The sequence below is a fragment of the Asaia spathodeae NBRC 105894 genome (assembly GCF_025994195.1).
GTDB lineage: Bacteria > Pseudomonadota > Alphaproteobacteria > Acetobacterales > Acetobacteraceae > Asaia > Asaia siamensis.
Genome location: NZ_BAPY01000040.1, coordinates 1 through 24,783, shown reverse-complemented (window position 1 = coordinate 24,783; position 24,783 = coordinate 1). Strand labels below are relative to the sequence as shown.

Below are 24,783 nucleotides of genomic sequence, written 5' to 3'. Positions count from 1 at the left end.
CAGCCGCGTTTACGCCTCGACCTGATGCGAGAGCGTCTTGCCTGTGGTGGCATCCTTGCGAACCGTGTCGGCGGGCTTGGCCACGCGCTCACCATTCGCAATTTCTTCCTTAATTTTCGCCCATTCCTCGGATGCGTCGGCGACGCCAATCCGGGCAGCGTAGATCATGCAAGCGGTCTGGTTTGCGATCAGCCCGCCATCCACTGCCGTCACGAGCCCTTGGGCCAGCGCCAGCAATTCAGGTTCGGTCGGATCGAACCAGGGCGGCCAATGCAGGCAGAGACCAGCAGGATCGAGATCCTTGAATCGCTCGCCATTGATCAACACGCCATCAGCCAGAGCGGCGGAAAACTGACAGACCATACGAAGCAGACAAAGCAGCCCGCCCTCACCGTAGGACTGCCTGAGCCGATCTGTCAGCCAGATGAGCGGCAGACACATCATCTCCATGGCTCGTCCGGACTGCGCTGCGGATATCTTGTCCGCATGCGCTCGGTTGCCGTGCAGCTGCTCGAGCACAAGCGCCCGCAACTCCCGGTAATGGGTCAGGACCGCATCAGCCGCCGCACCGTTGATCTCGAGCAGCTTGGCGTCGCCGTCAGGCGGCAGGGTTAAAGCCGAGGCAGCACCACCCTGTCGCGCCGGGGCTCCTGAGTGGTCAGAGCCCGCCTTGAGCACGAGCGTCGGATCGGACGCGTATCGCAGGCCGCGACCACCCTGAGAGAGCAGGTAATCGGCCTCGATGACGGTATCGATTGCACGCTCGAATGTGCAGGCGCCGTCTATGTCGCCAGACGCGCCGCCAAGATTCTTGATCCAGACGATCGGCACGAAGCCGAGTCCGTGCCTGCTTGATCGCTTCTCATCGACGGCAGGCGCCTTGGTATCAGCGACCGGATGAGGTTGCATGATCTCGCAATCCTGCGTCGTCCATGACCGTTGCCACCAATATTGCGTACCCTGCATGTCATCCGGGATCGCATACCCCGACGCAGCAAGATCCTTGCCCGAGACAATGTACCGCTCCCGAACCGAGACAAGGCGCCCCAGAGCGTCCCATTGCGGCGTGAGATAGGCCGCCTCGAGCAGCGTCGGCGCCAACTGACCTTCAACCGCTTCGATCAGGATAGCGGCCGATCCGACCGAACCGCGTGTTGCAGCCTCGACCATCAGCGGGCGAAGACTGACGCAGCGCGCGAAAGCGTTGAGCGCCTCGCTCGTCTTCTGGGCTGTGACCTTGAAACTCGGCCAGTGAGTATCGCCGAAAAGCAGAGACACGCTGTCGTCAACTACCGTCCGGCAGAGGTTGGTACGCACCGAGGGGCGGCGGCGGGAAAGGGGGATATATTCCCCGGCCCCCGAATACTCTTCGCAAAAATCATGTGGCAGCACGTCATAGAGTGTACCGTCCAGAACGCGGCCAAAGCCCAGCAGGCGAGCCGCTCGCGCAGGCAAGCCCAGCTGCGTATCATAGCGCGCCCTGAGAGACTGCCAGTCCATGCGATTGCCTTATCGTCCAAAGATAGGTGGAGCAGGCGCCCATGCAGCCGGGGCGCTTTGTTTTTCGAGCATCAGTTCCGTCAGTGCCCAGACCAGCGCGTCCGCCCGGTCAGGCGAGCGAGCGCCTTGGAAACCAGAGGCCGAGAACTGGCACATCTGATCCTCGAGATCGGGAAAGCGCCCGTGATGCGTGACCTTGCCTTGCTCGTAGAGTGCGGCAATCGGTTCAGCGCGGGCGTATTTGCCGCGAGAAGCCGTCACCATCTTGATCGGTGCGGTTGCCCTGAGTGATCGTATTGTCTGCTCGACCATCGCGCCGCCAAAATTGCGTTCGGCGATGATCCGGTCGGCTTTCCAGAGGTCGAGCGCATCGAGCGCAACCTTTGCCCAGCCTGCAGGCCCAGCGCGGCAGGTCAAGTCAGCCAGCACATGGCCGCAGCCTTCGCGATCAATGCCGCAGACCGAAATGCCAATCTCGTCGGATCGGTAGTCTTCTTGACCCGAACAGCCAGAGGGATCGACCGCGACGACGATACGACGCATATCCGAGAGGATGGTGGCGCGATCCGCGTCAGTGACCATAGAGGCCCGCTTGATCCGATCCAGCGTCCAGAGTGCGCCGTCAATCGCCGTCTGATAATTCCCGAACAGAAAGCGTTGACGCTCTTTTTCAGGCAATGCCTCCAGCTGGGCGAGATACTCAGGCGAGAGATTGTCCCGGTTCGCGTCCGGGTTGATCTGCATTGTCGCATAAGACGCCGGATCGGGCAGGGGCTCTCCGCCCTTTGGCTCGATCCTGCGTTCAAACAGGCTGTAGAGCCAATGTGAGGTCGTCGGCGGATTAGCGTCGATATATTCCTTGGCGACCAGCTTCGTTTTCTGCGCTAGGCGCGTCAGGAGCATGTTGCGAGCGCCATAGCTGATCTGGCTCGCTTCGTTCAGATAGACCGTCGCAAATTCGAGCCCGAGGATTTTTTCGGTTCGGTCGGAGCTATCAAGCCCGTGAAATAGGATCTCGGAGCCGTTGGGCAGGCTCACAAACCAGTCCGTCCGATTGAGTGTGTAGGGTAGCTCAGGAAAGCAAAGCCGCATCACCTTCGGAAAAGTGTCGCCGATGATCGTGTGCTTCAGCGCGTTGAACCTGTGCCTAAAAATACCGTGCCGTGATCCTGGCGCCATGACGGCGCGGATAACGATTGCCCGCACGAGCAGAAACGTCTTGCCAGACCGCGACCCACCGCGCAGCAGGATATGCGTCGCAGGCGAGCCCAGAAGCCGGTTTGCCTCGGCCTGAGCGGGATTGAGCGTTGCGACCATGCTTCAAAGCGCGCTGTCATCCGGTGTGATGGTGATGGCGATCTCGCCAGTTGTTTCGATCTTGTCTTTGAACATGCCGAGGTGTCGCCCGATCTGGGTGAGCGCACCGAGCTTGTCCCACGCCTTTATTTTGGCGACATGCTCGACCTCTTGGCCCTGAGTGCCTGGAACTGGCCGGACGACAACTTCGATCGAGGAAATGCGCGCCGCAGCATCGGCGTCCATGCTGTTTGGATGCTTAAGCGAACCGTCTTCTGCGAAGATATCGCGAATATCCCCAAACCCGAGTTTTGCCAGTTCCTGGAGTACGCGGTCCTGAGTGATCTCTGTCCGCTTGGAGCGCCTGGCCTGCGCTGCTGAAATCGCCGCTGCTACCTTAACATTCACCAAGAGGCGCGAAGCCTGCTGCTCAGCGGTCTTCGCGCTATATCCGGCTCGGGTCGCGGCCTGTGTCGCGTTGAGATCAACGAGGTACTCTTCAACGAACCGCGCCTGTTTTGGCGTAAGGTCCGCCATGAAGAAACCCTCCTGTTGATTGATATGACCGGCCCGCGCTCAGCCACAAAGACGCCGAGCAAAAAGCCATGCGTCCTCTAACCTTTGCGTTTCGATCTCAGCCAAAGCCCGCGCTCGGACGCGTCTCGCCAGATCGTCAATCGCAGCGCCGGTTTTGCGCAGCCGATGGGAATGACGAAAAAGACGCGGCGAGCATCGGACGATGCTCTGCGTCGGCACACCCATTAAAAGGGTCTCGGGCCAATTCAGGTGAATATCAGCGCGATGCCGATCTGAAGCTGGGCCAATAATTTCGCAGATCACCGCACTGCTGTCAGATGCGCCGATAACGACAAACCGAGCGCCGCCAAATTGCACGATATCGCCAACCAACAATCGAGCCGATTGAGGAGGCATTGTAAACCGCGCAAATTTGTGGATTTAGCAAATAGTATCCCGCAGCATGGCCAATGTACAGCGTTATTTGCCAACCCGCTCCTTGCGTTCCCACTGCACCCTGCGCGCTGCCTTGTAGGCGTTCGGGAGTATCTGCAGCAGAATAACCGCCCGCTGCCGCACCGCTTTGTCGGCATTGGTCTTGTTGAGCGTCGGGAACATCCTTCGGGCTATTTCGGCGAATGACAGGTCGTCAGATAGAAGCTGCACGAGGAAATTGTGAGCATCAACCCCGAGGCTGTCGCGAACCAGGCCGACACGCTCGCTCGCATATCCGCGAGATGTCGCAAAGGTAATAGGGTCGCCCTTGATGTAATCATCGGGCAGGGGGCCGCCCATGAAATCAGCATAGCCGTAGGCGCCGAATTCGTAGTCGTTGCGCCACCGTATGGCTTGCGTTTCCGCCTCGGAGTCCAGCTCGCCCGCTTTCCTCAGGTTAAGCAGATGGTCGCATTTTTTCCTGCTCCCCACCGCCCCGCAATAATCCGCTTTCGCCATCCGCTCTATGGTCGCGGTGAGCCCCGTTTCGTACCTCGGAGCCGATGGGCGTCTGCCCGCTTTCGGCCTCGCCATTTGAGCAACAGTTTCGTGGATTTTCGGGGCTGTCGTCATACCCCGATTATCGCAAAAACCACCCCCGATGTACACAACATATCCGCATTTAGGGTGGCCTAATATCAGCGGTCAGACGGACGTACGTGTTTTCCGGGGTAGAACCAGCTTCGCGAGAAGCGCCAAAATACAGGCGACAAGTAGCAGGTCAGCTATGAAAAGCACTCTGTCCTGCAACTGACACGTTCCCTCGAGATCGAGGAACTGCAAGATGCAGGAGGTTGCCCAGGCGAAGGCAGTCACGCAGTAGAGGAGGACAGATTTCGTCATGGCCGGGCGCTTACGCCCTTTTGTAACGGACGCAAAGTTAATTATTGCGATTCGACAATATTTTAAAAATAGCAAAAAGGTCGGCGGTAATCCCATGCGAGGATCTTAGCCCTACAGCTATCACCCGATAACCTTCCAGGAAACCCGAACGATTTTGCAAATATGCCTGCTAATTTTTTCTTCTTGGTCAGCTGTTAGCACCACATCGCACGGAAGGTTCGATCCGCATTCACTCAAAAACTGATCTCGATACTCCTCGGGGATCTCTGCAATTTCGAAGCTGCCAATGCCGTCTTTTTCGGCGCAAAGACTAGATTTATCGGAGGAGTAACAATTAACGCTTTTCAGGCTCAGGTCCGCAGTGTGTTCGGGCTTCTTGTGACAAGAGCACAAACAAAGGGTGAGTATTATCGCGGTGGCAAAATGGTGTGCGCGCATTAGAAGCCTCTTCGACATGGAAGAGGCAGTGCGCTTGTTGCTGATTAACGAAACGTTACAATCTAACGTTTTTTGGTGATATTATTGCGATTTTAACACGAAAACCGCTTTGCCCTCAATTATGGACGCACCGTAGGATGAGAACGGCAATCGAGGTTGTTGCGGTCAACAAGCGAGGGGAGATTTACCGATGAGCGAGATTACCATCCTGAGCCAGACGCCGGATAACAGTGACGGTGAGCCGTGGCGATTGGGAAAGCCTGCTCGACCGGCTCGATGATCAGCAGGACCGCAAGGCGATTGCGGCGTCAGAGCGAGGCCTTTCCGAGCGAGTCACCTTTACGGCGGATGAGACGCGCCGGATGGTTCTGGATGATGTGCCTGCACTGACGATCCTACGTGAACGAAAAGGCCTGACGCAGGCCGCTCTTGCGACGTTGGCGGGCATCAGCAAGACCTATCTGAACGAGATCGAGAAGGGGAAAAAGCCTGGCAGCGTCGATGCGATCAGGAAACTGGCAGTTGCGCTTGGCGTGTCGATGGATGTGCTTTCGGTTTGATCGCCCTCCCTCGTCGGGTTTTATCGCTATCGGGCTGAGAGTTTCATTGACGCCCTCGCATGAATCGGGCGCAGGTTGGCACAAGGAGCACCACTACTGCGACGATAAGCTCAATCAAACCCTCTTCCCACCAGAACCAAGCCTGCGCACAACCACTGGCGGCCATAGATACCACGATATCGCAGCGCTGATCGTCACGGATATGACTGCGCACAGCGGTCCTTCTTTGCGATCGATCCACAACGCAACGAAGACCATCGGGGCGAAAGCCAAGACTAAGGCCGCGCATTTGACTGCCAGAAGAGCCCATTTCCAGAAAATAGCCTTGTTATCCTGCGTCATCGCTTCACTCCCCCACCAGAAGCGCGTGGCCGCCCCATGATCCACAATCTGCCGATCAGGAACCCTAAGGAGGCGCATGTAGCGTATGCCAGCAAGCCGAATATCAGGCCCAAATCGAAGACCAAGAGGAGCGCACCAGCAAAATGAGTTACCCAAAGGAACCATCGCGCTAGGACGCTTTTCCGCCCCGTACAGCCCCCTCCGATTTCCGCCGGTGAGTTTGTCGTCTCACGCTCTGCACCGCCCTCAGCGCCAAACGTCGATGCTCTCATAGCCTGCTGATCCACGGGTCGCGCTGCGAGGTGCGCCGGGTCTATGCGCTTGGCCCATGGCACGCTGAGATCGATCATGTCCGCGCCGAGGGTGCGTTTCGTAGTTTCGCTCATGCCCGATCCTACCACACCCCGAGTCCCGTTGGTACCGGAAACGCCCGGTTTTGCTGGGTTTTTCATGCTTTCCTCGCTCACCATGCCGGGTCACTCTGGCGCTCGTCGTCGCCTCGGAACCAGGTCGAGGGCCCGTCGAATTGCATCCCGACGATGCCGGTCCGGCCGCCTCGGTTTTTGAGCACGATCACTTCGGCCGTACCCGCCGATTTCGCCAGTCGCTCGGTCACTTCGGCGGCGCGTTTCTCGTAGGCTGCATCGCTCTCGCCGCTGTTCCGGCTGACTTGCCCGTCTGCCCCCACGCGCAACCGCAGCGCCATTTCCTCGCGATAGAGCGCCATCACACACCGGGCGTCCTGTTCGATCGCGCCACTGTCGCGGATATCGGCAAGGGAGGGGCGGCGGTCTTCGCGGTTCTCGGATTGCCGGTTGAGCTGGGAGAGAGCGATCACCGGAACGTTCAGTTCGCGAGCCATGCGGGCCACGTCGCGGCTGATCTCGGTCACTTCGGCCGTGCGGTTGCCCGATCGCTTCACGGCTGCGCTCGCCTCCATGAGTTGCAGGTAGTCGAGCGCGATGAACGCCAGCCCCTGCTTCTGGCGCTTCATGCGCCGTGCCCGAGTGAGGATCTGCTGCACGGTCGCGCCTCCCCGGTCGTCGACCATCATCGGGATATCACGGGCTGCCATTCCGGCCGAGACGATCCGATCCATTTCTTCACGCGATACCGGCCGCCGCTCGCCGTTCGCAAATTTCCAGTGCCCCGTCATGACCACATCGACCGGAAGACCGGTCTTGCCCGCCACTGCCTTGCTCATCAGCTCCTCGGCCGACATTTCGCCGGACCAGATCAGGCCCCGGCCGGAGGTTTGGGCGGCACGCATGGCCAGCCCGAGCATGAGCGACGATTTACCGACGCCCGGCCGAGCCGCGACGACATACACGCCACCCGGTCTCAGGCCGCTCAGGAGGTCGTTCAAACCCTCGTAGCCGGTATCGATACCCGAAAGGGCGCTCCCTGCCTTCCACGCGGCTTCTGTGGCCTCTAGCATGGCATCGATTGCCGACGCCGAGGTCTTCATCTGCCGTTCCGTGTCTCCGGTCAGTGCGAGGCGCTCAAGACGCTCCTGCAATTCCTCGACCAACACGGCCCCGGTTTTGTCGCCAGCATGGGTCACGTCGAGGATCAGCGTCTCGGCTTCGTCCTTAAGCGACCGGAGAAGGGCAGCGTCAGCGATTGCTCTGGCATACCCGCGCATCACGGGCTTGCCCACGAATGCGGTCAGGATGGAAGCAGCGGACGCTTTCCAGAATTCGGCAGTCTTGGGGTTTGTCTCGGCCTCGCTGCGGATCGTGATCGGATCGCATGGCCTGCCCGAACGCACCCTGTCACGCGCTATCCGGTAAAGCTCTCCCACTGCCTCGCTGGTGAAGGCCTCGGGGGTGAGGATGTCGTCGACCAGTTCGAACATGGTGCTGTTGAGCAGAACTCCCGCCAGGACCGAGCACTCGGCCTCGAAGGTATCAAGCGACCGCTTGGGCGGAAGGAAAATCGATTCACTCACGGTCATTCCTCCCGAATTGCAGATCCGCGATCAGGCGCAGGGCGCTGGCTGTTGCCTGGATCTCGTCCTCGATCTCGTCCCGGCTCAGGGCCCCTTGCACGATCGCGTCGGCGAAGGTGCTGTTCATGCGCTGACGGTTGATGAAAAATGGCTCGGCTATGTGCTGGTTCATGGCTTGGACACTCCAAGAAAATCATCACGCATCGGCGGCTTTCCCTCGCAGCCGGTTCGGGCCCATTCCCTGCGGGCAGCGACGAATGCCGCTTCCACTTCGGGTGGGTATTGCGAGGCCGTTGGCTTGGCTGCGACCACGGCGGTCACGCTCTCGTCGTTCCATCGCTCGCCGTTGAGCCAGGAGGCCGGGTGAGGACGGTAGTCCTGGCCGTTTCGCAGGTTGTCGCCAAAGGGCCACGCCGAGACGGCCCGCATGATCGCTTCGTGTCCGATCTTGCGCCGGGCCTTGTCGTAGGCTTTCCGAGCGGATGCCTTGCCGTCCTTTCGGGGGTATGCCGCCCAGAAGGCTTCGAAGTCCCTAGCCGGGCCCTCTGTCTCGCTTCCTGAGTTGCCGTTGTCGTCCTGCGTGTCGGCGTCCCCCGTGGGGACTATAGGGGTATTCTTGCTTCTAGCTTCTTGGAGTTTATGGGTGTGGTTATCCGAGGGGGTTAACCCCCACCTTATCCTGTCGTCAGAGTTTTCTGCTGTATTCTGGATAAGGGTGGGGTTGCCACCTTTGGACCCGTTTTCGATCGCAGCAAGCATAACCTCTTGGTCCCGCTTCATGCGGCGGCTGTAGATCAGGCCCGTCTCATCTTCGCTGAAAACGCCATTTTCTCTAAGCTCATCAATGAGTTTGACGACTTCGCGCTCGGAACCATTTGTGAGACCGGCAAGTTTTTTCGGCGTCACAGCGCGCCCCGCAATCATGAAAAACCCGCGCTTTTCGCACGTTGACATGATCGCCAGCATCTCCATCCAGAGACCCCGAGCAGCATAAGAACACGACTTCAGAGCAAGGTCATTTTGCCAGTCTTTCCACCAGAATTTTGACCAGTCGAGGCGACTTTTCTTCGGTTTTTTCATCCCACCACCTCGCGAATGGTCACAACCGTGCGCTGTTCGGCGCGCTTGCACTTGATGCCGATCACCTCGATTTCGGCGTACTGCGGCGCGTCATCGACAATGAAGCCCAGACCGCGCTTGTTCCGAACAACCCGCTTGGCATCGGCCTTTTTCTGGTTGAGAAGGCGCGGCGTCGTCAGGCTGTCGATCAGGAACTTTGCACCGCCTTGGAGGCCGTCATTATCCGGTGACCCCACGGAGTATCGTTCGATCAGCACGTGCGCCTTGCTGAACGGCTCAGGAGGACGCAGACCAGCCGACGCCATGGCGACAGACCGGGCCATCTTCCGGCGCATTCCAGTAAGCGCAAACCGGCTCTGCCCGATGCTGTGATTGAGCAGCGGGAAAGGCGCAGTGAGGGTGAAGGTTATTTCTCGCATGGGACATTCCTCCACGTGCGGCCTGCCTTCAGATGATATAATGCCTGCTTTGGGATCCCTGTTTTTCGCGACAAGGATGCGATGTTTACGGGATATTCAAATATAGCTTTGAGCTTTGCGGCCATGGCTTCGTTTAAGATCGACCTTGCGATCTTGCTTCCCGTTGCCTGCCTGTTCCTAGACACGCAGTCGTTCCGGTTGTCTAAGTGGGTTCCGAGCGACAAGTGGTCTGGATTTACGCAGAGCCGGTTGTCGCATCGATGCCGCACGATAAGCCCATCTTCTGTAGGGCCGCAAAACAAGCGATATGAGACGACGTGAGCGCCTTTGCTGCCAATCCGCCCATATCCTCTGAGGAAGGTCGCGCCGTCCATCCATAGCCAGCATCCAGAGTTCGGCTCAGGAATAACGCGATTGAAGATACTTTCTTTTGTTTCTATCCGCTTCCGAGATTTTGCGTGACACTTTAAGGAACAAAAACTAGGCGCGCGTCTCCCGTTACGCCGCTGGTGATTTTCGTAATGAGGCGCGACCTCAAAATCGGACCCGCAAGTCAGGCATTGCTTTAGCATCCTAATGCCCTCCGATAGATCGAAAGAAGCGTTTCCTGCTCTTCGATCTCGTTTGGCTCTTTCTTGCGGAGCTTGATGATGTTCTTGATGGTTGCGACATCGAAACCGGCGCTTTTCGCTTCCGAGAAAATATCCTTGATGTCCGCCGCGAGGGCCTTGCGCTCCTCCTCCAGTCTCTCAACTCTTTCGATCACGGAACGGAGGCGATCCACGGCAATGCCGCCCACGTTGGACTCAGGATCGGCAGCCTGTCTCGCGCGGTTCGCAGCAGCAGCGTCAGGATCGAAAAACATGCCGCTGTTGTGGCCTGTCATGTCGGTTGCGTTGGTCATGGGGTCAGCCCTTCGTCTTGCATGTCGGCGATTGCGCCGAGGAATTCCGTGATGAATTGCGCCGCGACCTGGGGCACGATTGCATTGCCGTAACCGCGCAGGCGTCCCACTCGGGCGGATAGCCCATGAGCCAGCGGCTGTGTGCCGGGTTCAACTGGCCGGAACTTGCCGTCGCGGCATCCGAGCCAGTCAGCGCCTGACCAGAAGCCGTGATGCGGATCGGCTGGTCCGCCTTCCACACGTCCCGGCCAAGCAGGCTGTTCGGCGGCACATTCGGGCATTCCTGCCCGTCCTTGTGGTCGCGTGTTTCCGGGGTCGGCCAGCCCGCCAACATCGCGAAGTCCATCAGGTCGTTCGACCGATCCGGGTTCATCGCTCGCTTGGCTTGTCCGCCGCCCGATCCGCCCGAGGCTTGGGGCGTCGGCCACCCAGCACGTTGCGCCGCCATGTTCAGCGTCATGTTCGGAGCGAACGGATCGTATTTCTCGCCGCGCTCTGAATCGGTTTTCGTCGGCGTCGGCCAGCCTATCAGATTGAGCCCGTGGCCCTTCACATCCTTTCCGCACAGGGCTTCGACCCTGCGGGAATAATCCGTGTTCCCGGCCTGATTGTACGTCGCCGTTGCTGGAGCTCCAGCCATAGGCGTCGGCCAGCCTGACCGCTCCGAAGAACAGTCGCTTGCGGATATGCGGCGCGCCGACGCTACAAGCTGGCAATACTGCCGCCCCGCAGGCGTAGCCGCATCCTTCCAACGCATCGAATAGATCATCGAGCCATCCGACCCGAATTGCCGCTTCAACCTGCTCCCCAAAAATGAGGACAGGCTTTTGCTCGCGGATGAGGTCGAGCCAGACGGGGGCAAGGTGCCGCTCATCAGCCTGTCCAAGCCCTTTTCCAGCGACGGAGAAGGGCTGGCAGGGTGGTGATCCGGTCCAGACGCCTGATGTTCCTTCGAGTCCTGCCCAGCGCAAGGCGAGGGGCCACCCGCCGATGCCGGCGAAGAAGTGGCACTGGTCGAAGTCTCGCAGATCGTCCGCCCGAACATCTCCAATTGACCGGGTATCGACCGACCCGGAGGGCAGATGACGTCCATCGATGAGTTCGCGCAGCCATGCTGCCGTGGGTTCGTCCCACTCATTGTAGAGGACATGCACGTCATTCCGCCCCCTCGATAAACTCGTAGTGCACAGTCACAACGCGGCGCAGGCCAGCGGCCCGGAGAACTTCAGGAGTAAAGTTCCGATCATCGCGGGAATGGATTTGGCTATTCAGCGTCTGCTTGCTGACACCGGCTTTTTCCGCAAACCTGACTTGGCTTCCGGCGCGGTAAACAGCGTCTTTTACTATTCGCAGCACGTCGATTTCGTCGATCTGGTTGGAGCGGGTCATTTACGCTGCTCCTCCCGCTTCACCTGGAGCGCGATTTCGTAGCTCGCAAAGCGCGCGACGATGCCGTCCGGGAAAAGCATTACCGATAGAAAACCCAGTCTGAATGTTCTTGGGGGGCCGGAATGGTGGCCAAATCCACACCATCCGAAGTCGATGCCGACGCCTTTGGGCATTGGCCTTCCTCCACAATTCGGAAGATCTCGTCGCGGAGATCGTCACATTGTTGCATGAGCCGGATCAGTTCAGCCCCTCGGGGCGCATTGATTCCGGCAAACCAGTTTTCGACCGTGCGCGGCGAGGTGCCGACGCTGCGGGCGAGTTGTTTCGCTGCGTGCCTGAGATGGCCGTAATTACGGCGCAGTATCTCGGACACGGTGTCTGCGTAGGTGGCGGCATCCATCATGTTGCCTGTCCTCCACCGAAAAACTCGGTGGTGATTCCCTCGCGATTTTCGCATCGGCTTTCTCCATGGTTCGTCTGGTCAGGGACGAATTGGAGCAGCCAAAGAATGGACGACGAGACCACCACCCACGAGCACGACAGGCCACTGGTCGAGGCTGATGAGAGAAGGTTCACGCAGCGGTTGGATACGCCCGTGATCGCTCTCGACATCATGCGCGCCGCCCGGCTCTGGTCGGTGCTGCACCCGCACGCTACGGGCCAGACGCGCCAACGTCTGGTCGAGCAGTTTGCGGCTGCGGTGGGGGTCATGGTCGTCATTTGATGAGGTCAGTGTGGGCGCAGATGGGCGGTCATCTCGCGTGCCCGCTTCCAGTCGATATCCATGCCGAGTGCTGACCAGGAGAGGTTACTACCCGCTTCGAGCGGATTGACGTCTTCGCGCAGAGAAACCTTAACCGGCTTTCCAACCGCTATTTCACACGGCTTGGTCGGGCTCGCTGGCACCGACGCCTTGGCTTTCGCCTTACTGATCTTTTCTGAGACGGTGGTGGGGTGGAGCCCTACTTTCGTCGCGATATCCGCGGTCGCCATTCCTGACTTGTGCATTGCCAGGATCTCTTCAGGGGCGACCTTGCACAGGTCATTACGGCACGGCAGGCGCTCAGAAATGACGCCTAGGCGCCTGGCTGCGTCCATCATGCCAGTTTGCGACCTGCCGAGCTTTTCCGCTGCCTTGGTCTGCGAAATCCCTGACTTGACGAGCGCGATGAACTGCTCGGCTTCACGTCTGCTGATTGCTGACTTCACTTCTTGCCTCCCTTGCGCTCAAGTCGCCCGGCGATGCTCTGCAAATCGAGCGCGGAGACGGTGCCGGTCAGAGAAAACGGGGGTTTGGGGGCTGGGGCGCTCATGGGCGTTCCTCCGAGCTTGTGGCCCGCGTCACGCCGGACGCCCAGACGAGCAGGCGGACGGCAGCGCAGTCGGGGATGATGATTTCGAGGAATTGTGGGAGGGTCATGGGCGGGCCTCCGTGGGGGTGCGGCGGGCGGACAGCAATGTGCGCACCGGGCAATCCAGAATGTCGGCCACGATAGCCGCGTGGCGCGCCGGAACGCTTTTCCACTGGCTGACGGCTTGGGAGGTGACGCCCAATTTCTTAGCCAAGGCGGATGGACCCCCTGCCTTTGCTATCACCTGTTCGAGTGCTTCGTTGTCCATGCCCCGAATGTAAGCGGCTCTTACATATAATGCAAGCGCAACTTACATAGATTGTAAGAGGGGTCGGATATAGAAAGAAAGGATGCCTTCCATCGACTCCCTTCCCGAAGCAATCCGACGCTCAGGCGTGAAAAATAAAGACCTAGCCGAGAGGTTTGGCGTGACCAGTCAGGCCGTAAGCCAATGGAAAGCGGGGTCTTCGCTCCCTTCGCCGGACAAAGTCCAAGATGTGATTTCATACCTGCAATCGCACATCGCCGCCTCAGAAGGTGGGCAGCAGATCGCTGCCGATCTCCCATCCCTTACCAAATCGTCTGCCCCTGGATATGTGCCGGTACGCTCACTCAATGTTAGCGCGGGGGCCGGTGGTGGCGGCTTAATGGAGGACGGTCTCCTCGGATATCCTCAGTTCTTCGAAGAAGGGTTCGTGACGCGAGACCTGCGTGCGCGCCCAGAAGATCTATGCGTGGTGGAGATCGAGGGGCAGTCGATGGAACCCCTACTGCGCAGCGGTGATACCGTCCTCGTTGATATGCGCAAGAAAAACGTCGCCATGGAGGGCATCTTCGTTGTGTTCGATGGTGACGGCGTTGTCTGCAAATGGGTTGAGATGGTGCGAGGCCTTGACGCACCTACTTTACGCATCAAGTCAGAGAACAACCGCTTCCCGCCTTATGACGTTGAGGCGGAGAGGTGCCAAATTCTCGGGCGCGTGGTTTGGTTCTCTCGCCGCCTGTAAAGTAAGTGTCTCTTACAAAAATATCTGACATGCTTACTTTTTGCGTTGACATGTAAGTAAGTGGCGCTTACGTTCACCCCATCACCACCGATGGGGACGCCAGATGGCAACCGAACCAACAATCTTTGTTTTTGCAAATGCTGAGATCCGGGTCGTCATGCTGGACGACGCGCCGCACTTCGTCGGCAAGGATGTGGCTGAGCGTTTGGGATATTCGAACGCAGCGGATGCGATTTCCAAGCATTGCAAGGGGGTCGCGAAACGCTACCCCCTTTCCACCGAAGGCGGGATGCAGGAAGTTCGCGTTCTCTCCGAGCCTGACGTTCTCCGCCTGATCGTTCGCAGCAAGCTGCCCGAGGCGCAGCAGTTCGAGCAGTGGGTTTTCGAGGAAGTCCTGCCCGCGATCCGTAAGAGCGGCGGCTACATGGTCGCAGCGCCGGACGAGACGCCGGAAGAAATTATGCTGCGCGCACTGACCATCGCCAAGGAAACGGTAGACCGTCAGAAGGCGCAACTCGCGGTCGCACAACCCAAAGCCGATGCCATGGATCTGATGGAGGCCGCAACGAGCAAGCCCATGGGCGTGCGTGATGCTGGTCGCCATTTGCAGATCGGCCAGACCGAGGTGGTCAGGCTTGCCCTCGAGTGGGGATGGGCTTGCAGAGAGAGCCGCAAGCTCAAGTCGACACACTACGGACGAGAGCACGAATACACCGTCATGACGCCACGCACATACGTCAGGGAAGGCGAGGACTTCGTTGACCTCGAATTCAAGCTTACCCGCAAGGGCGTCGACCGCATGGCCATCAAGATCGCGAAGGCGAAGGCCAAGAAGCCGCGTCTGGAAACAGGAATGTCCGACACGATCGGTCTCGTTCGCCACTGACCCCGCTTGACGCGACCCCGGTACGCCGGGGCCGAACAAGCCGGGTTTCCGGCCAGTGTTTCCAGTGATGGAGAGAGAAGATGGCATATCCAGACGGAATGCAGTTTCAGAGCAACGATACGCGCAGCCCTTATTATAAGGCCGGAACGCTTCGGAATTTCCGTGGCGCGGTCGATCAGGATGCAGAGATCGCCGACGAAATTCGCGATCTGATTGAGAACACAGAACGTCAGGTCAACGCGAAGCTGTCGCGTGTGAGCGACCGTGCGGCTTTCGATATGGACGAACTCGGATGCCTGTTTCAGGGCCTCGCCGACGCCCTGCCGAACCGCGCCGTCCTTGAGCAGAGGGCTGGGTGATGAGCCGAGGAATCTATGCGCCGTTCCTCATGGGTGTGCATGACCGCCTTTTGGCATCCGCCGAACTGCACATCAAAGCTGCAGAAGCACTGCAGGAGACCGACAAGGCAACCGCCGACACCCTGATACGACAAGCGTACGGAGACCGATCCGCCGCTAGGTCGTTGCGCTGGTCGGTGGAGAGCTTCGGGGTAACGGCAAGTGTGCCGGTTGTGCAGGAGGCCGCACAATGACGCCCCAACTCACGCCGCAAGAGCGAATCAAGCAGAGCGCCAAAGCGATCGTGTTCCTAACGAACCCTGCGTTTGGTCTCGACCAGGCACCGGGGCGCGCGGAACTGATCAAGGATCACGAACGCCAGATGGCTCGGGATATCGGGCTGGTCATCCCAGCAATGAAGGGAGAGGGGGCGTGATCATCACGAAACCTGGCATCTACGAGATGGATGCAGCCGAGTATCACGCCGATCCTTGCCCGGATGGCAGCTTGTCGAGCACTGGCGCCCGGGCGCTGGTGACAGATTGCCCGGCGATGTTCCGGTATAAGCAGTTCAATAGCCCCCGCTCGCGTGCGTTTGATATCGGCACGGCCGGTCATCTTATGGTGCTTGAGCCGCATCTGTTTGACGAGCGCGTAGTCGTGGTTCGTGGCAAGACCGCAGACGGGAAGGCTTCGCCCGGATACCAGACGGCAGACGCCAAGAAGCAACGCGATACGGCTTATGAGATGGGCAAGGTGCCGTTGCTGGAAGTCGAGGCCGAGAAGGTCAGGCTGATGCGTGAGGCTCTTTGGTCCGACCCGGTGGCGAAGCTTGCGTTCAAAGACGGCCGGGCTGAGCAATCGATGTTCTGGCAGGACGATGAATCCGGCGTCTGGTGCAGAACGCGGCCGGATTTCGTGCCTGCGAGCGGTAACTACTTGGTCGATTACAAGACGGCCGCATCTGCGAACCCGGACGACTTCGCCCGGGCGATGCTGAACTGCGGCTATCATCAGCAGGCAGCTTGGTATCTAGACGGATATCACGCAGTCACGGGCAAGATGCCGGACGCTTTCTGGTTCATCGTCCAGATGAAAGAGCCGCCGTTTCTGGTCTCGGTCTGTAAGATTGATCAGGCGTCCATCGAGGTCGGCCGCACGCTCAACCGATATGCACGCGGCGTTTTCGCGTGGTGCAACGGCCGGGACGAGTGGCCCGGGTATCAACCCCGCGTCGATGAGCCTGCCCGGGTCTGCTCGGTCAGCCTGCCGCCATACGCATTCAAACAATACGCCGATGGGATGGAAGTCGGCGCTTTCGAGCCGCCTGTCACCGTCAAGGAGCACGCATAATGAACGATATGGTTCCGACCCATTGGGATGAGACGCCGGGGTCGCAGGTCGACGTAATTTCACCGCCCAAGACAACGCGGCCGGTAACGCACAACCCTTTCGAGGCAGCCACACCTGAGCATGTGAATGCTGGCACCGTAACAATCGAAGGCAAGCGCGCTGCGGCCGAGATCCAGGGCCGTATGATCGTCGCCAAGCAATGGCCGCGAGACACGGCCGTGGCCTATGCGAAAGCTATGCAGGCATGTCAGCGCCCCGGCTTGGCAGAGGCGGCAATCTACCGATACAGCCGAGGCCAGACGGTCGAGGGTCCTTCCATTCGCCTCGCAGAAGAGCTTGCACGGTGCTGGGGCAATATCGAATACGGGCTGCGCGAACTGTCCCGCCGTGACGGTGAGAGCGAGATGGAAGCGTTCGCGTGGGATCTGGAGACAAACACGCGCTCAACGCAGAATTTCACCGTCAAGCATATCCGGGACAAGCGCGGCGGCGGCCAGGCTCTCAAGGAAGAGCGTGATATCTATGAGATTACGGCGAATATGGGTGCTCGCCGTTTGCGCTCTCGTATCTTGGCCATCCTGCCGCCTGAACTGATTGATGGCGCAGTGAAGCAATGCCGTGAGACGATCAAGAGCGGCGGCCGGGTGCCCTTGGCTGACCGTATCGCGGCAATGACAGGCGCATTTGGACAGATCGGCGTCACTGTTGAGATGATCGCAGGGAAGGTCGGACATGCGGTTGATCAGATCAACCCTGACGAATTGGTCGATCTTCGTTCTGTCCTCCAGTCCATCAAGGACGGGCAGTCGAGCATTTCAGACTGGTTCGGCGCCAAGAAGGCCGAGATCGCGAAGGAAACGGACGCCTTTGAAAAGGCTGCGGCCGGTCAATCTGACCCGGTGGCCGCATGACCGCCGCAGCCTTCCACAAGATCAAGCGTGGCCTGCTCGAAGCGTTGGATATCGCACAGGCGGGCGACGAGGAAATAGCGGACCGCCTGACGAGAGAGCAGGCGGCACAGGATGCAATTCGCGACCGGATAGCGGCGCAGACACAACGAGCGCAGGAGGCTGCAAAGCCCCGATGCTTGAGGGAGAGACGGAGATGACCCACGAACAGAAGCCGGAGAGCAAGACATATGCTCCCGAAATAATGGGCCTTGCCGTGCGAATTCATGGCCTGTTTCAGGATGGATATGACCGAGGGGATGTAAGCGATTTCGAGAAGCTGGTTGATGCGGGGCTGATGACGGAAGGCGTTCATAGCAAGAACTGCCCATCTGATAGCCTTGCGCCCGGAGAAACGATCTGGAAATTCACGCCAGAGGGTCTGGATGCAATTCGCCTATTCGTGGAAAGCGCAAGACAATGACCCAGCACGAACAGAAGCCGGAGAGCAATTTCACCACGATGCGCGTTCCGTCGTGGCCCGACCTCAATCCCGATCCATTTGTTTTCGTGATCGTAGGCCGGGGGAGGATGTCCTTCTACAAGGACGGCCGCGTAGTTGCGGATTTCGTGGAACCTGACGAGGCAGCGAAAGACTTCGTTAAATCCATCGAGGACCACTACCGGGGTTACATTCTTGAAGCCGAGGCCCGCGGCGCGGCAGAGCAGGAGGAGCAGGGCATTGAAGCGGCAAAGGACGAGGGCGCAAACTACGTCCTGACCTCCCTTGCGCTGCTTTTCGGCAGGGATGGATTTGAAATCCGGGATGGGTCCGAAACGTGGGAGGGTGACGTTAACGCGACCCTCGAAGGTATCTTGAAGGCTGGCGGCCTGATTGATGACGAAGGCGATCTCCTTGATCTAGCCACGTTGAAAGATCGCTTTGCAGAGCAGCGACGGAAGGATGCGGAGGGGGCGGAGCCGGTCGCGTACCGTTGGGCTTATGATGTACCCAAGGGACGGGACAGCCTTTGGCATTTTGGCGGTGACTTGCCCGAGCCCCGACCCGAACGTCCCGAACCCAAACACGTAACCCCCCTCTACACCCGCCCCGCCAACGTCGCCGCGCTTGAGGCTCGGGTGGTGGAGTTGGAGGGGGAACGTGTCAGGGCGGTCTCGCGCCTGAGAAGCCAAATCGTCGGGTATAGAAAGACGCAACACAGCCGCATTGCGAAGTCATTAGCTCGCACGCTCCATGTCGTTTACGGCGAGACCTATCGTGACTCCGATTTCGAGCATGTGGCCGTCGTCGAGGATATGCTTAGAGCGCGCGCAGAGACCGCAGAAAGCCGGATAGCCGAGGCCGTGATGACGGAGCGGGAGCGGTGTGCGAGCAAGCTGGATGAGGTGGCGAAACATCTCGCACATCCTTGGGGATCTCATCTTACGGAGGAAGGCATCGCCGTCAAAGAAGCGTGTACTGCCCGCGTCGAGCAAGAGGCCGCAGCCATTCGCGAGGGAGGCGAGCATGGGTGACGCTGTGCCGATTGGATCGGCTCTGTCGTTTGCCCGTGGGGCCGTTGTCCGGCTTAATGGTCGGGGCGCAAACATGCTTGTTGTGCGAGACTTTGGCGACACGGTAGCGGTGGTTTGCATAGAGGGCGATCAAGCTGGCGCTGTACGACTTCGCGAGGTCAGTAAAGAGGGCCTGTCTGTTGCCCTCGATCTGGATCAGGAGGCGCCCCATGACTGACCCCACCCCCTTCAACCGCCTCCTGGGCGAGCGGGTGCGGCGTATGATCGTCGCGCAAGGCCGGTCTCAGGAGAGCGTGGCCGTCGAGGCCGGGATTTCCACGAGCACGCTGGGCTGTCTGATCAAGGGGCAGAACAGCACCATCAACACGGTCCTGAGCGTCTTGGCCGCGATCAAGGCCCCGCCCGAGGTCATGGCCGAGATCTATGCCGACTTTAGTGAGCATTGGAAGGAGAGGGCGGATGGGTGAGGGAATGCCACGGCTGCTTACCGTCAAGAAAGCAGCCTCTGAAATAGACGTTTGTCCTGAGACGGTGCGCCGGGCCATCAGGGCTGGGAAGCTCGCAGCATATCGCAGGCCGGGCGGGTACCGCGTCTCAACAACTGACCTTCAAGCCTACATGGACACCTACCATTGCCCCGCATCAGAAATGATAAGCCCCACCTGGAATTACGTCGCGGCAAATGGGCGATCGTCTGGTGGGAAGAAGGACAGAGAAAACGACTTTCGACTGGCACAGAGGACGAGAAACGCGCTCGCCAAGCGCTAGCGGACTTCGAGGGAGCGCTGGAAAAGGCGCCCCTCAAGATGGCTGTGTCTGAGTGTTTGTCTCGATATGTCGAAAGCCGAAGGGGGAAGGTATCGGCGCTGAAGCGTCTTGAAGAAGCCACCGTGCCGCTCGATGAGGCATTGGGCCATCTCCGCATCGATCAGATCGACCAGAAGCGTTGGGACACGTTCGCCTCAGGTCGTTTCAAGAAACGTGGAGAGGCAAATGTCCCGATCTCACCGGGAACACTGCGCCGTGAGTTCAACGTTTTGCGGGCTGCGCTGCGCCGGGCGTGGAAAGACGGTTATCTCGTCAGGCCGCCCGAGATCGAGCCGCCACGTGATAGCGCCCCGCGTGACCGATTCCTGACCAAGGAAGAAGCTCGACGACTGATCGACGCTGCGCAGACCCCGCATGTTCGGCTGTTCATGGCTCTGGCAATCTACACCGGCGCCCGTAAGGGCTCGATTCTGGCGCTCACCTGGGACCGGGTCCATTGGACCACGAACATGATCGACTTTCAGGAACCGGGCCGTGCCCTGACGCGCAAGCGCCGCGCAACCGTGCCAATGACCAAGGCGCTGCGCGAGGAAATGGAGGCGGCGTTTGACGAAAGGAATGGCGACTATGTCGTGAACTGGCACGGCAAGCAGATCCCGACCGGGCTGCGTTGGTCTTTCAACAAAGCTTGCGAGCGGGCAGGGCTGACATGGAAGCCAACGCCCCATCACCTGAAGCACTCTCTGGCGTCATGGTTCGCGATGGACGGCGTGCCGATTGATCAGACTTCAGACTGGCTTGCTACCGATCCGCAGACATTGCGGCGCGTCTATCGGAAGTTCGACCCGTCATACCTGAAGAATATTGCGGAGGGCTTTAAGCTGTAGTGGTCCATGTGGACCGCTACCATGCCTGTGGATAACAGAGAAACCTCAATGTTATCAATGGCGTCCCATAGGGGATTCGAACCCCTGTTGCCGCCGTGAGAGGGCAGTAATCGCCCTTATGGTTCCTGAGGTTAAGAAGACAAAACCCTGATTTACATGTATTTTCTATCACCACCGGTCACTGCTTGTCACCCCTGATCTTCCTCCGTTTGGCTCACAAATGGCTCATGGCTCAGCCACATTCGGTTGACGTGTCTATTATCTGACGGCTTAATAGGAGGATTCGTTTTCGAACGCTGGACTTATGGCCGATACACCTGAACCTCTCCGACCGGCCGTACTGAACTATGAGGATGCTGCGCGTTATCTGGGCATTTCCCCTGGGCGCTTACGCAATCTCAAGTGGATGGGTATCGCCCCGAAATCCATCAGCTATGGCAGACGCGACGTGCGCTTTCGCGTGACTGATCTGGACGCATGGCTCGATGAAAAAGCAGGCGTGGCACCACCACCCGAGCCAGCACGTAAGCGCCCCAAGAGACCGCGCAGAGGTGTCTCCGTCTGGCTCGTTCCAGCCCTGCTAGGTCTTGTTGGTCTTATCATCTGGGTGATCAGTCTGGTCCTGTGAGGTGTCCGGGCTTGTCTGATCCTCAGGGTTCAAAGGCGGGAGATACTCTCACTGGTGAAGGACCCTTAAGCTCAGCGACCGGCGCAGCTTTTTCGCTCTTCATCTCGTTTGCCAGTCGTTCCGCCTCAGCCTCGTCCAACCTCCTCAAAGCGATGCGTGTCACGTATTTGGCCTTTTCAAGATTGCCGGTCAGCTTGCATTTCATGATCTCTGCCTGCGTCTCAGGAGGCAGTTTTGCTGGTGGCATCCAGATGGCCTTCAGCAGGTCCAGATCTCTCCTGGCCCTATCGCACTGGACGACATGGCGTGCTTTCCATGCGGTGATCTCCTCCTGCCTTCGCCTGTCGGCCTCGCGGCAGAGCGTGACGAGCCACTCCCTGCATGTGTCCCGTCTGACGATCTGCTGAAGCAGCTCACTATTCTCTCTCCGCAGCTGCGCATTGGCTTCTTCGCGTTCCATCGGCACAGGCAGGCAAAGCGGTTCAGGCGGCGTGGCACGCAGGCCCAGAAGCCAGAAGACGGTCTCCAGAAGATAGCGCAGGATCTCGGCCAGCGTTTTTGTGAGCCGCTCTATTTCTTCGTCGAGATGAGAGAGGCGTTTCTTCTTCGAAAGGACGAATACCCTCTCACGCAAGGCGTCACGCTCCCGTCGTGTTTCCTGCAGCTGTTTTCCGATCTGCCAGAGCTGTTTGCGCGTGTCCTCAATCTGCGCAAGCAGAGCAGCGCCTTGTTCATCGACAGAGCGCCGTGGACCATACTCCATAGGCGGTTTTGCATTCAGTACCGTGCGGCACGCCCTGGCTTCACATTTCCACTGCCGGATGTAGTGAGCAAAGTTCGGTGGCAGTGCATCGATACGATCCAGCGAGACGATCCTCGGCTTTTTGGGCGAGGAATGTGACGGCCTTACTCTCGCAGCCGCTCTCGCAAATGCTTCAGGGTCACGCCTGAGTTGCTCGCATGGCGGCAGAAGCAGACCGCTCTGCTCTCCATGACGTTCCATCGCAGCCGTCGCCAGAGCAGCACGCTCCAGGAGCGGTTCGACTGCTGTCCGGATATCTCCGCATTTCGGTCTGATTGCCTCATCCATCAGCAACTGGCGGAAATCCTTCATGCGTGTCTTCGTAAGGCGCGTGAAAGACCCGATAAGAACGCCGTCTGACGTCTCAATGATATGCGCGTCCTTACGGGTATCCTGCCGGTCTCCGGCACGCATAACCCAGCCCCTTGTTTTCAGCAGGGCGCGAAAACGATGCAGCTGATTATCCGACTGCGCCCAGAGAGAGGCGATGGTCTTCTTTGCTTCCACAAGATCCAGCCCCTGTCGCTCGGCCATACGACGTGATTGCGAGGAGTAAGCTGCACGTGGAAGGGGTCGTGACGCGGGTTCTGAATTGGAAGGAGCAGATGGTGTGTCAGGAGATGGAGGAGTAGAAACTTGGAGGTTTGCAGTGTCAGCCGGTGGTCCCTGCAGGACCGCCTCAACGCGCTTCGCTTCTGCCGTCTTCCCCTCCTGACGCAGGGCTTTGACAATGGCCCGGTCATGCCGACCCGGCACCAGCTGATGCCCGAGACGGATTTCCTCGAGACGGGCGCATTTCTCCAGACGCTGCCAGGAAAAGCGCGAGCTCAGCACATGGTCGTCCTGCCATTCGGGCAGGAGCAGGTGACCATGGGTGCTGCCATCCTTCTGATGCACGACCAGCGTCATGCGTTCCCTGTTCGCCTGCAGCTCATCGCAGAGCCTGGCGGCAAAAGACGCAAGGGCTTCGTCATTCATGGGCTCGGCAGGGTTGAAGGCTATGTGACGCAGGCCATAGCGTATGCCCTCGCGCCTTGCTTCCTTCATCCAGTCCGCAAGGCACCAGTCACTGCCACACAAGACACGTATAGCTTCGTTCCTCGCGCCTTGAAGCACATGACGTGAAACGGTCTGATGGCCGCTGGTCGTCCGGATACGGGTTTCCTGCACAATCATGCGTCCCCCTCCGGAGTTCGCGGGGGCTTAGTGCAGCGTTGTGGGCGAGGTCGCTATCGATTGGGATACTTCCGCCTCTGTCCCTGTCTCTGGTTCGACCATCTCCCGCTGTCGGGACGTCCTCCTTGTCCTCGTCACCCGCAGGGATTTGAGCAGGACATCGACACGGTCTTTTGTCGCCTCGAGCGCATCCAGAACATTCCCAGCCCGGACAGCGTCCCCACAATTTGCAGAGTGGGCCAGCTGATTGAGGTTGTTGCCGATACGTCCGAGCTCGCCGCGCAACTTGCGCAACGAGGCACCCACCGCCATCCCGTCATGACCGGTCAGGTCGGCCTCTTTCAGCAGGGATCGCACCCAGAGGGCTGTGGTCTCATGACCCAGAAGACGCGCTGCGCCGGCCCAGTCAGCCAGCTCCTCAGGTGAGGCACGAACCGACAGGCGGGAGGAGCGGGCAGGGCGGGACAGGCTGGGGACGGGAGGCGTCACCGGGACGGGAACACGGGGTGAGGCAGACATGGGATGCGCTTTCCATCAAGGGGGTCAACGGGGGCGACAGCCCCCTTGCCAGCTGCTTCGTGCACCCAACGGGTAGCCACGAAGCACTGCTGGCTCAGGGGAGCCAACCCATGTCCTCATGATAGAACAGGACAAGAACAGATGCCGGACAGAACAGGCGGCCTCTGCCAAATCCCATGCATAATGAGAGGAAATTTCTACCTTCCGTCTGAGAAGAAACCGCTCTCTTGCGGGCTGTCCCCTCCGGTCTCCCAGAGGGCTTTCCTTCAGCTTGGCTCGGTCTTCTGTGACGCAGTCTCAGCGGTATCAGCAGTCTCAGCCTCGGCGGCAGTCTTAGTCTCCCCAACGGCCTTTAGTCTCACACCAGGGCCGAACTGCTCATCCGCCGGGATGAACACTGCCCCGCAGGCTTCCAGCGTTTCGCGCATGGCCCGCAGGGTGCGGATATGGGGTGTGCGGGCATCGGTCTCGAAATCGGCCACCGTGCGATGCGCCATCTCGGCCATCCTGGCCAGGTCACGCTGCGAGAGACCCAGCATGGCACGGGCGGCACGGCATTGCGAGGCAACAAGCGTCATGGAGGGCTCCGTAGAGGTAAGGGCAGGAGATGGAAGAGGAAGAGAGACAGGCGATAGGGGACTGGGACAGAAAGCAGGGCAGGAAGATAGATGCCGATACTGCCTCATATGCGTCGCTTTCGGAAGACGCTCGGACGGTTTTCTGACAAAAGGCAGGGGGTTTTCGCGTGGTTTAGTGTGCTTAGTATGAAATAAGGAGTCCATATAAGTCTGTTGGGAGTCCATATATGGTTTGGAGTCCAAATACGTTGACTATGGTGTGGGAACGCCGCTATCTGTCGTCTCAAGAAGGAGAACGCAGTCATGGCGCGCTATGGATATGCCCGGGTGTCG

35 protein-coding genes, 1 tRNA gene and 1 pseudogene are annotated in these 24,783 nt (G+C 59.2%); 17 read left to right on the top strand and 20 right to left on the bottom strand.

Annotation, left to right across the window (positions count from 1 at the left end; translation table 11 throughout):
- Positions 1-9: 9 nt before the first annotated feature.
- The 4 genes from AA105894_RS12180 to AA105894_RS12165 form a co-directional block, all read right to left on the bottom strand.
- Positions 10-1,500: a phage portal protein gene (locus AA105894_RS12180; protein WP_267311970.1), complete on the bottom strand. Its 1,491-nt coding sequence runs from the start codon at positions 1,498-1,500 to the stop codon at positions 10-12.
- A gap of 9 nt (positions 1,501-1,509) precedes the next feature.
- Positions 1,510-2,817: a phage terminase large subunit gene (locus tag AA105894_RS12175; RefSeq protein WP_267311969.1), complete on the bottom strand. Its 1,308-nt coding sequence runs from the start codon at positions 2,815-2,817 to the stop codon at positions 1,510-1,512.
- 3 nt (positions 2,818-2,820) lie between these two features.
- Entirely contained in the window at positions 2,821-3,333 is a 513-nt protein-coding gene (locus AA105894_RS12170) for a terminase small subunit (RefSeq protein WP_267311968.1), read from the bottom strand.
- A gap of 459 nt (positions 3,334-3,792) precedes the next feature.
- A complete protein-coding gene (locus tag AA105894_RS12165) occupies positions 3,793-4,266 on the bottom strand; it encodes a hypothetical protein (protein ID WP_267311967.1) in 474 nt (157 codons plus the stop codon).
- A gap of 1,058 nt (positions 4,267-5,324) precedes the next feature.
- On the opposite strand from AA105894_RS12165, the gene AA105894_RS12160 reads away from it, so the two are divergent.
- Positions 5,325-5,648, top strand: a complete 324-nt coding sequence (locus tag AA105894_RS12160) for a helix-turn-helix domain-containing protein (protein ID WP_267311966.1) — start codon at positions 5,325-5,327, stop codon at positions 5,646-5,648.
- Between the two features lie 805 nt (positions 5,649-6,453).
- Here the strand turns inward: AA105894_RS12160 and AA105894_RS12155 are convergent.
- The 10 genes and pseudogenes from AA105894_RS12155 to AA105894_RS12120 all read right to left on the bottom strand — a co-directional run bounded on the left by AA105894_RS12155 (position 6,454) and on the right by AA105894_RS12120 (position 12,136).
- Positions 6,454-7,941: a replicative DNA helicase gene (locus tag AA105894_RS12155; protein WP_267311965.1), complete on the bottom strand. Its 1,488-nt coding sequence runs from the start codon at positions 7,939-7,941 to the stop codon at positions 6,454-6,456.
- Positions 7,934-8,113, bottom strand: a complete 180-nt coding sequence (locus tag AA105894_RS12150) for a hypothetical protein (RefSeq protein WP_267311964.1) — start codon at positions 8,111-8,113, stop codon at positions 7,934-7,936. Before AA105894_RS12150 ends, AA105894_RS12155 begins: the two co-directional genes overlap by 8 nt.
- The gene (locus tag AA105894_RS12145) at positions 8,110-9,021 is read right to left on the bottom strand and encodes a hypothetical protein (protein ID WP_267311963.1); all 912 of its coding nucleotides are present in this window, start codon (positions 9,019-9,021) and stop codon (positions 8,110-8,112) included. The genes AA105894_RS12150 and AA105894_RS12145 overlap by 4 nt, the downstream gene beginning before the upstream one ends.
- Positions 9,018-9,440 (bottom strand): hypothetical protein, encoded by a 423-nt coding sequence (locus AA105894_RS12140; protein ID WP_267311962.1) that lies wholly within the window; start codon positions 9,438-9,440, stop codon positions 9,018-9,020. Before AA105894_RS12140 ends, AA105894_RS12145 begins: the two co-directional genes overlap by 4 nt.
- The gene (locus AA105894_RS15995; RefSeq protein ID WP_373316776.1) at positions 9,428-9,814 is read right to left on the bottom strand and encodes an HNH endonuclease signature motif containing protein; all 387 of its coding nucleotides are present in this window, start codon (positions 9,812-9,814) and stop codon (positions 9,428-9,430) included. The genes AA105894_RS12140 and AA105894_RS15995 overlap by 13 nt, the downstream gene beginning before the upstream one ends.
- A gap of 191 nt (positions 9,815-10,005) precedes the next feature.
- On the bottom strand, positions 10,006-10,305 hold the full coding sequence (locus AA105894_RS12135) for a DUF2312 domain-containing protein (RefSeq protein WP_267312000.1): 300 nt from the start codon (positions 10,303-10,305) through the stop codon (positions 10,006-10,008).
- A gap of 43 nt (positions 10,306-10,348) precedes the next feature.
- Positions 10,349-10,984 carry a hypothetical protein gene (locus AA105894_RS12130; RefSeq protein ID WP_267311961.1) on the bottom strand — a complete coding sequence of 212 codons (636 nt, stop codon included), beginning with the start codon at positions 10,982-10,984 and terminating at the stop codon, positions 10,349-10,351.
- Positions 10,985-11,009: 25 nt separating this feature from the next.
- Positions 11,010-11,498 (bottom strand): annotated as a pseudogene (locus AA105894_RS15990) (DNA cytosine methyltransferase); the annotation flags it as partial.
- Position 11,499: 1 nt separating this feature from the next.
- Positions 11,500-11,733: a helix-turn-helix domain-containing protein gene (locus AA105894_RS12125; RefSeq protein WP_267311960.1), complete on the bottom strand. Its 234-nt coding sequence runs from the start codon at positions 11,731-11,733 to the stop codon at positions 11,500-11,502.
- A gap of 79 nt (positions 11,734-11,812) precedes the next feature.
- The gene (locus AA105894_RS12120; protein ID WP_267311959.1) at positions 11,813-12,136 is read right to left on the bottom strand and encodes a hypothetical protein; all 324 of its coding nucleotides are present in this window, start codon (positions 12,134-12,136) and stop codon (positions 11,813-11,815) included.
- A 105-nt stretch (positions 12,137-12,241) separates the two neighbouring features.
- Here AA105894_RS12120 and AA105894_RS12115 point away from each other — a divergent pair, with 105 nt between their 5' ends.
- A complete protein-coding gene (locus AA105894_RS12115) occupies positions 12,242-12,457 on the top strand; it encodes a hypothetical protein (protein ID WP_267311958.1) in 216 nt (71 codons plus the stop codon).
- Between the two features lie 5 nt (positions 12,458-12,462).
- On the opposite strand, the gene AA105894_RS12110 is transcribed toward AA105894_RS12115, so the two are convergent.
- Both AA105894_RS12110 and AA105894_RS12105 read right to left on the bottom strand, forming a co-directional pair.
- Complete coding sequence (locus AA105894_RS12110; protein ID WP_267311957.1) at positions 12,463-12,942, bottom strand: hypothetical protein; 480 nt, start codon at positions 12,940-12,942, stop codon at positions 12,463-12,465.
- A gap of 207 nt (positions 12,943-13,149) precedes the next feature.
- Positions 13,150-13,353 carry a helix-turn-helix domain-containing protein gene (locus tag AA105894_RS12105; RefSeq protein ID WP_264815564.1) on the bottom strand — a complete coding sequence of 68 codons (204 nt, stop codon included), beginning with the start codon at positions 13,351-13,353 and terminating at the stop codon, positions 13,150-13,152.
- An 82-nt stretch (positions 13,354-13,435) separates the two neighbouring features.
- On the opposite strand from AA105894_RS12105, the gene AA105894_RS12100 reads away from it, so the two are divergent.
- The 14 genes from AA105894_RS12100 to AA105894_RS12040 all read left to right on the top strand — a co-directional run bounded on the left by AA105894_RS12100 (position 13,436) and on the right by AA105894_RS12040 (position 20,747).
- Positions 13,436-14,092 (top strand): LexA family transcriptional regulator, encoded by a 657-nt coding sequence (locus AA105894_RS12100; RefSeq protein ID WP_267311956.1) that lies wholly within the window; start codon positions 13,436-13,438, stop codon positions 14,090-14,092.
- A gap of 103 nt (positions 14,093-14,195) precedes the next feature.
- A complete protein-coding gene (locus AA105894_RS12095) occupies positions 14,196-14,978 on the top strand; it encodes a BRO family protein (protein ID WP_267311955.1) in 783 nt (260 codons plus the stop codon).
- An 80-nt stretch (positions 14,979-15,058) separates the two neighbouring features.
- Positions 15,059-15,337 (top strand): hypothetical protein, encoded by a 279-nt coding sequence (locus AA105894_RS12090; RefSeq protein WP_267311954.1) that lies wholly within the window; start codon positions 15,059-15,061, stop codon positions 15,335-15,337.
- Positions 15,337-15,570 (top strand): hypothetical protein, encoded by a 234-nt coding sequence (locus AA105894_RS12085; RefSeq protein ID WP_267311953.1) that lies wholly within the window; start codon positions 15,337-15,339, stop codon positions 15,568-15,570. The genes AA105894_RS12090 and AA105894_RS12085 overlap by 1 nt, the downstream gene beginning before the upstream one ends.
- Positions 15,567-15,752 carry a hypothetical protein gene (locus AA105894_RS12080; RefSeq protein WP_267311952.1) on the top strand — a complete coding sequence of 62 codons (186 nt, stop codon included), beginning with the start codon at positions 15,567-15,569 and terminating at the stop codon, positions 15,750-15,752. Before AA105894_RS12085 ends, AA105894_RS12080 begins: the two co-directional genes overlap by 4 nt.
- Positions 15,749-16,669, top strand: a complete 921-nt coding sequence (locus AA105894_RS12075; RefSeq protein ID WP_267311951.1) for a PD-(D/E)XK nuclease-like domain-containing protein — start codon at positions 15,749-15,751, stop codon at positions 16,667-16,669. The genes AA105894_RS12080 and AA105894_RS12075 overlap by 4 nt, the downstream gene beginning before the upstream one ends.
- Positions 16,669-17,580 (top strand): hypothetical protein, encoded by a 912-nt coding sequence (locus AA105894_RS12070; protein WP_267311950.1) that lies wholly within the window; start codon positions 16,669-16,671, stop codon positions 17,578-17,580. The genes AA105894_RS12075 and AA105894_RS12070 overlap by 1 nt, the downstream gene beginning before the upstream one ends.
- Positions 17,577-17,777 (top strand): hypothetical protein, encoded by a 201-nt coding sequence (locus AA105894_RS12065; RefSeq protein ID WP_267311949.1) that lies wholly within the window; start codon positions 17,577-17,579, stop codon positions 17,775-17,777. Before AA105894_RS12070 ends, AA105894_RS12065 begins: the two co-directional genes overlap by 4 nt.
- The gene (locus AA105894_RS12060; RefSeq protein WP_267311948.1) at positions 17,774-18,040 is read left to right on the top strand and encodes a hypothetical protein; all 267 of its coding nucleotides are present in this window, start codon (positions 17,774-17,776) and stop codon (positions 18,038-18,040) included. The genes AA105894_RS12065 and AA105894_RS12060 overlap by 4 nt, the downstream gene beginning before the upstream one ends.
- Entirely contained in the window at positions 18,037-19,092 is a 1,056-nt protein-coding gene (locus AA105894_RS12055) for a hypothetical protein (RefSeq protein ID WP_267311947.1), read from the top strand. The genes AA105894_RS12060 and AA105894_RS12055 overlap by 4 nt, the downstream gene beginning before the upstream one ends.
- The gene (locus AA105894_RS12050; protein ID WP_267311946.1) at positions 19,085-19,309 is read left to right on the top strand and encodes a hypothetical protein; all 225 of its coding nucleotides are present in this window, start codon (positions 19,085-19,087) and stop codon (positions 19,307-19,309) included. The genes AA105894_RS12055 and AA105894_RS12050 overlap by 8 nt, the downstream gene beginning before the upstream one ends.
- Positions 19,302-19,559 carry a helix-turn-helix domain-containing protein gene (locus tag AA105894_RS12045; RefSeq protein ID WP_267311945.1) on the top strand — a complete coding sequence of 86 codons (258 nt, stop codon included), beginning with the start codon at positions 19,302-19,304 and terminating at the stop codon, positions 19,557-19,559. Before AA105894_RS12050 ends, AA105894_RS12045 begins: the two co-directional genes overlap by 8 nt.
- Entirely contained in the window at positions 19,516-19,860 is a 345-nt protein-coding gene (locus AA105894_RS15985) for a helix-turn-helix domain-containing protein (protein WP_373316775.1), read from the top strand. The genes AA105894_RS12045 and AA105894_RS15985 overlap by 44 nt, the downstream gene beginning before the upstream one ends.
- Positions 19,861-19,898: 38 nt before the next feature.
- The gene (locus tag AA105894_RS12040) at positions 19,899-20,747 is read left to right on the top strand and encodes a tyrosine-type recombinase/integrase (protein ID WP_267311944.1); all 849 of its coding nucleotides are present in this window, start codon (positions 19,899-19,901) and stop codon (positions 20,745-20,747) included.
- Positions 20,748-20,805: 58 nt separating this feature from the next.
- Here AA105894_RS12040 and AA105894_RS12035 read toward each other — a convergent pair.
- Positions 20,806-20,872, bottom strand: a tRNA-Ser gene (locus AA105894_RS12035).
- A gap of 179 nt (positions 20,873-21,051) precedes the next feature.
- On the opposite strand from AA105894_RS12035, the gene AA105894_RS12030 reads away from it, so the two are divergent.
- Entirely contained in the window at positions 21,052-21,375 is a 324-nt protein-coding gene (locus AA105894_RS12030; RefSeq protein WP_267311943.1) for a helix-turn-helix transcriptional regulator, read from the top strand.
- 22 nt (positions 21,376-21,397) lie between these two features.
- Here the strand turns inward: AA105894_RS12030 and AA105894_RS12025 are convergent, their stop codons facing one another.
- From AA105894_RS12025 to AA105894_RS12015, 3 genes are all read right to left on the bottom strand, one after another.
- Entirely contained in the window at positions 21,398-23,353 is a 1,956-nt protein-coding gene (locus tag AA105894_RS12025) for a coiled-coil domain-containing protein (protein WP_267311942.1), read from the bottom strand.
- Positions 23,354-23,380: 27 nt separating this feature from the next.
- Complete coding sequence (locus tag AA105894_RS12020) at positions 23,381-23,872, bottom strand: MobC family plasmid mobilization relaxosome protein (protein WP_267311941.1); 492 nt, start codon at positions 23,870-23,872, stop codon at positions 23,381-23,383.
- A 266-nt stretch (positions 23,873-24,138) separates the two neighbouring features.
- Entirely contained in the window at positions 24,139-24,450 is a 312-nt protein-coding gene (locus tag AA105894_RS12015) for a helix-turn-helix domain-containing protein (RefSeq protein ID WP_267311940.1), read from the bottom strand.
- Positions 24,451-24,783: the final 333 nt, after the last annotated feature.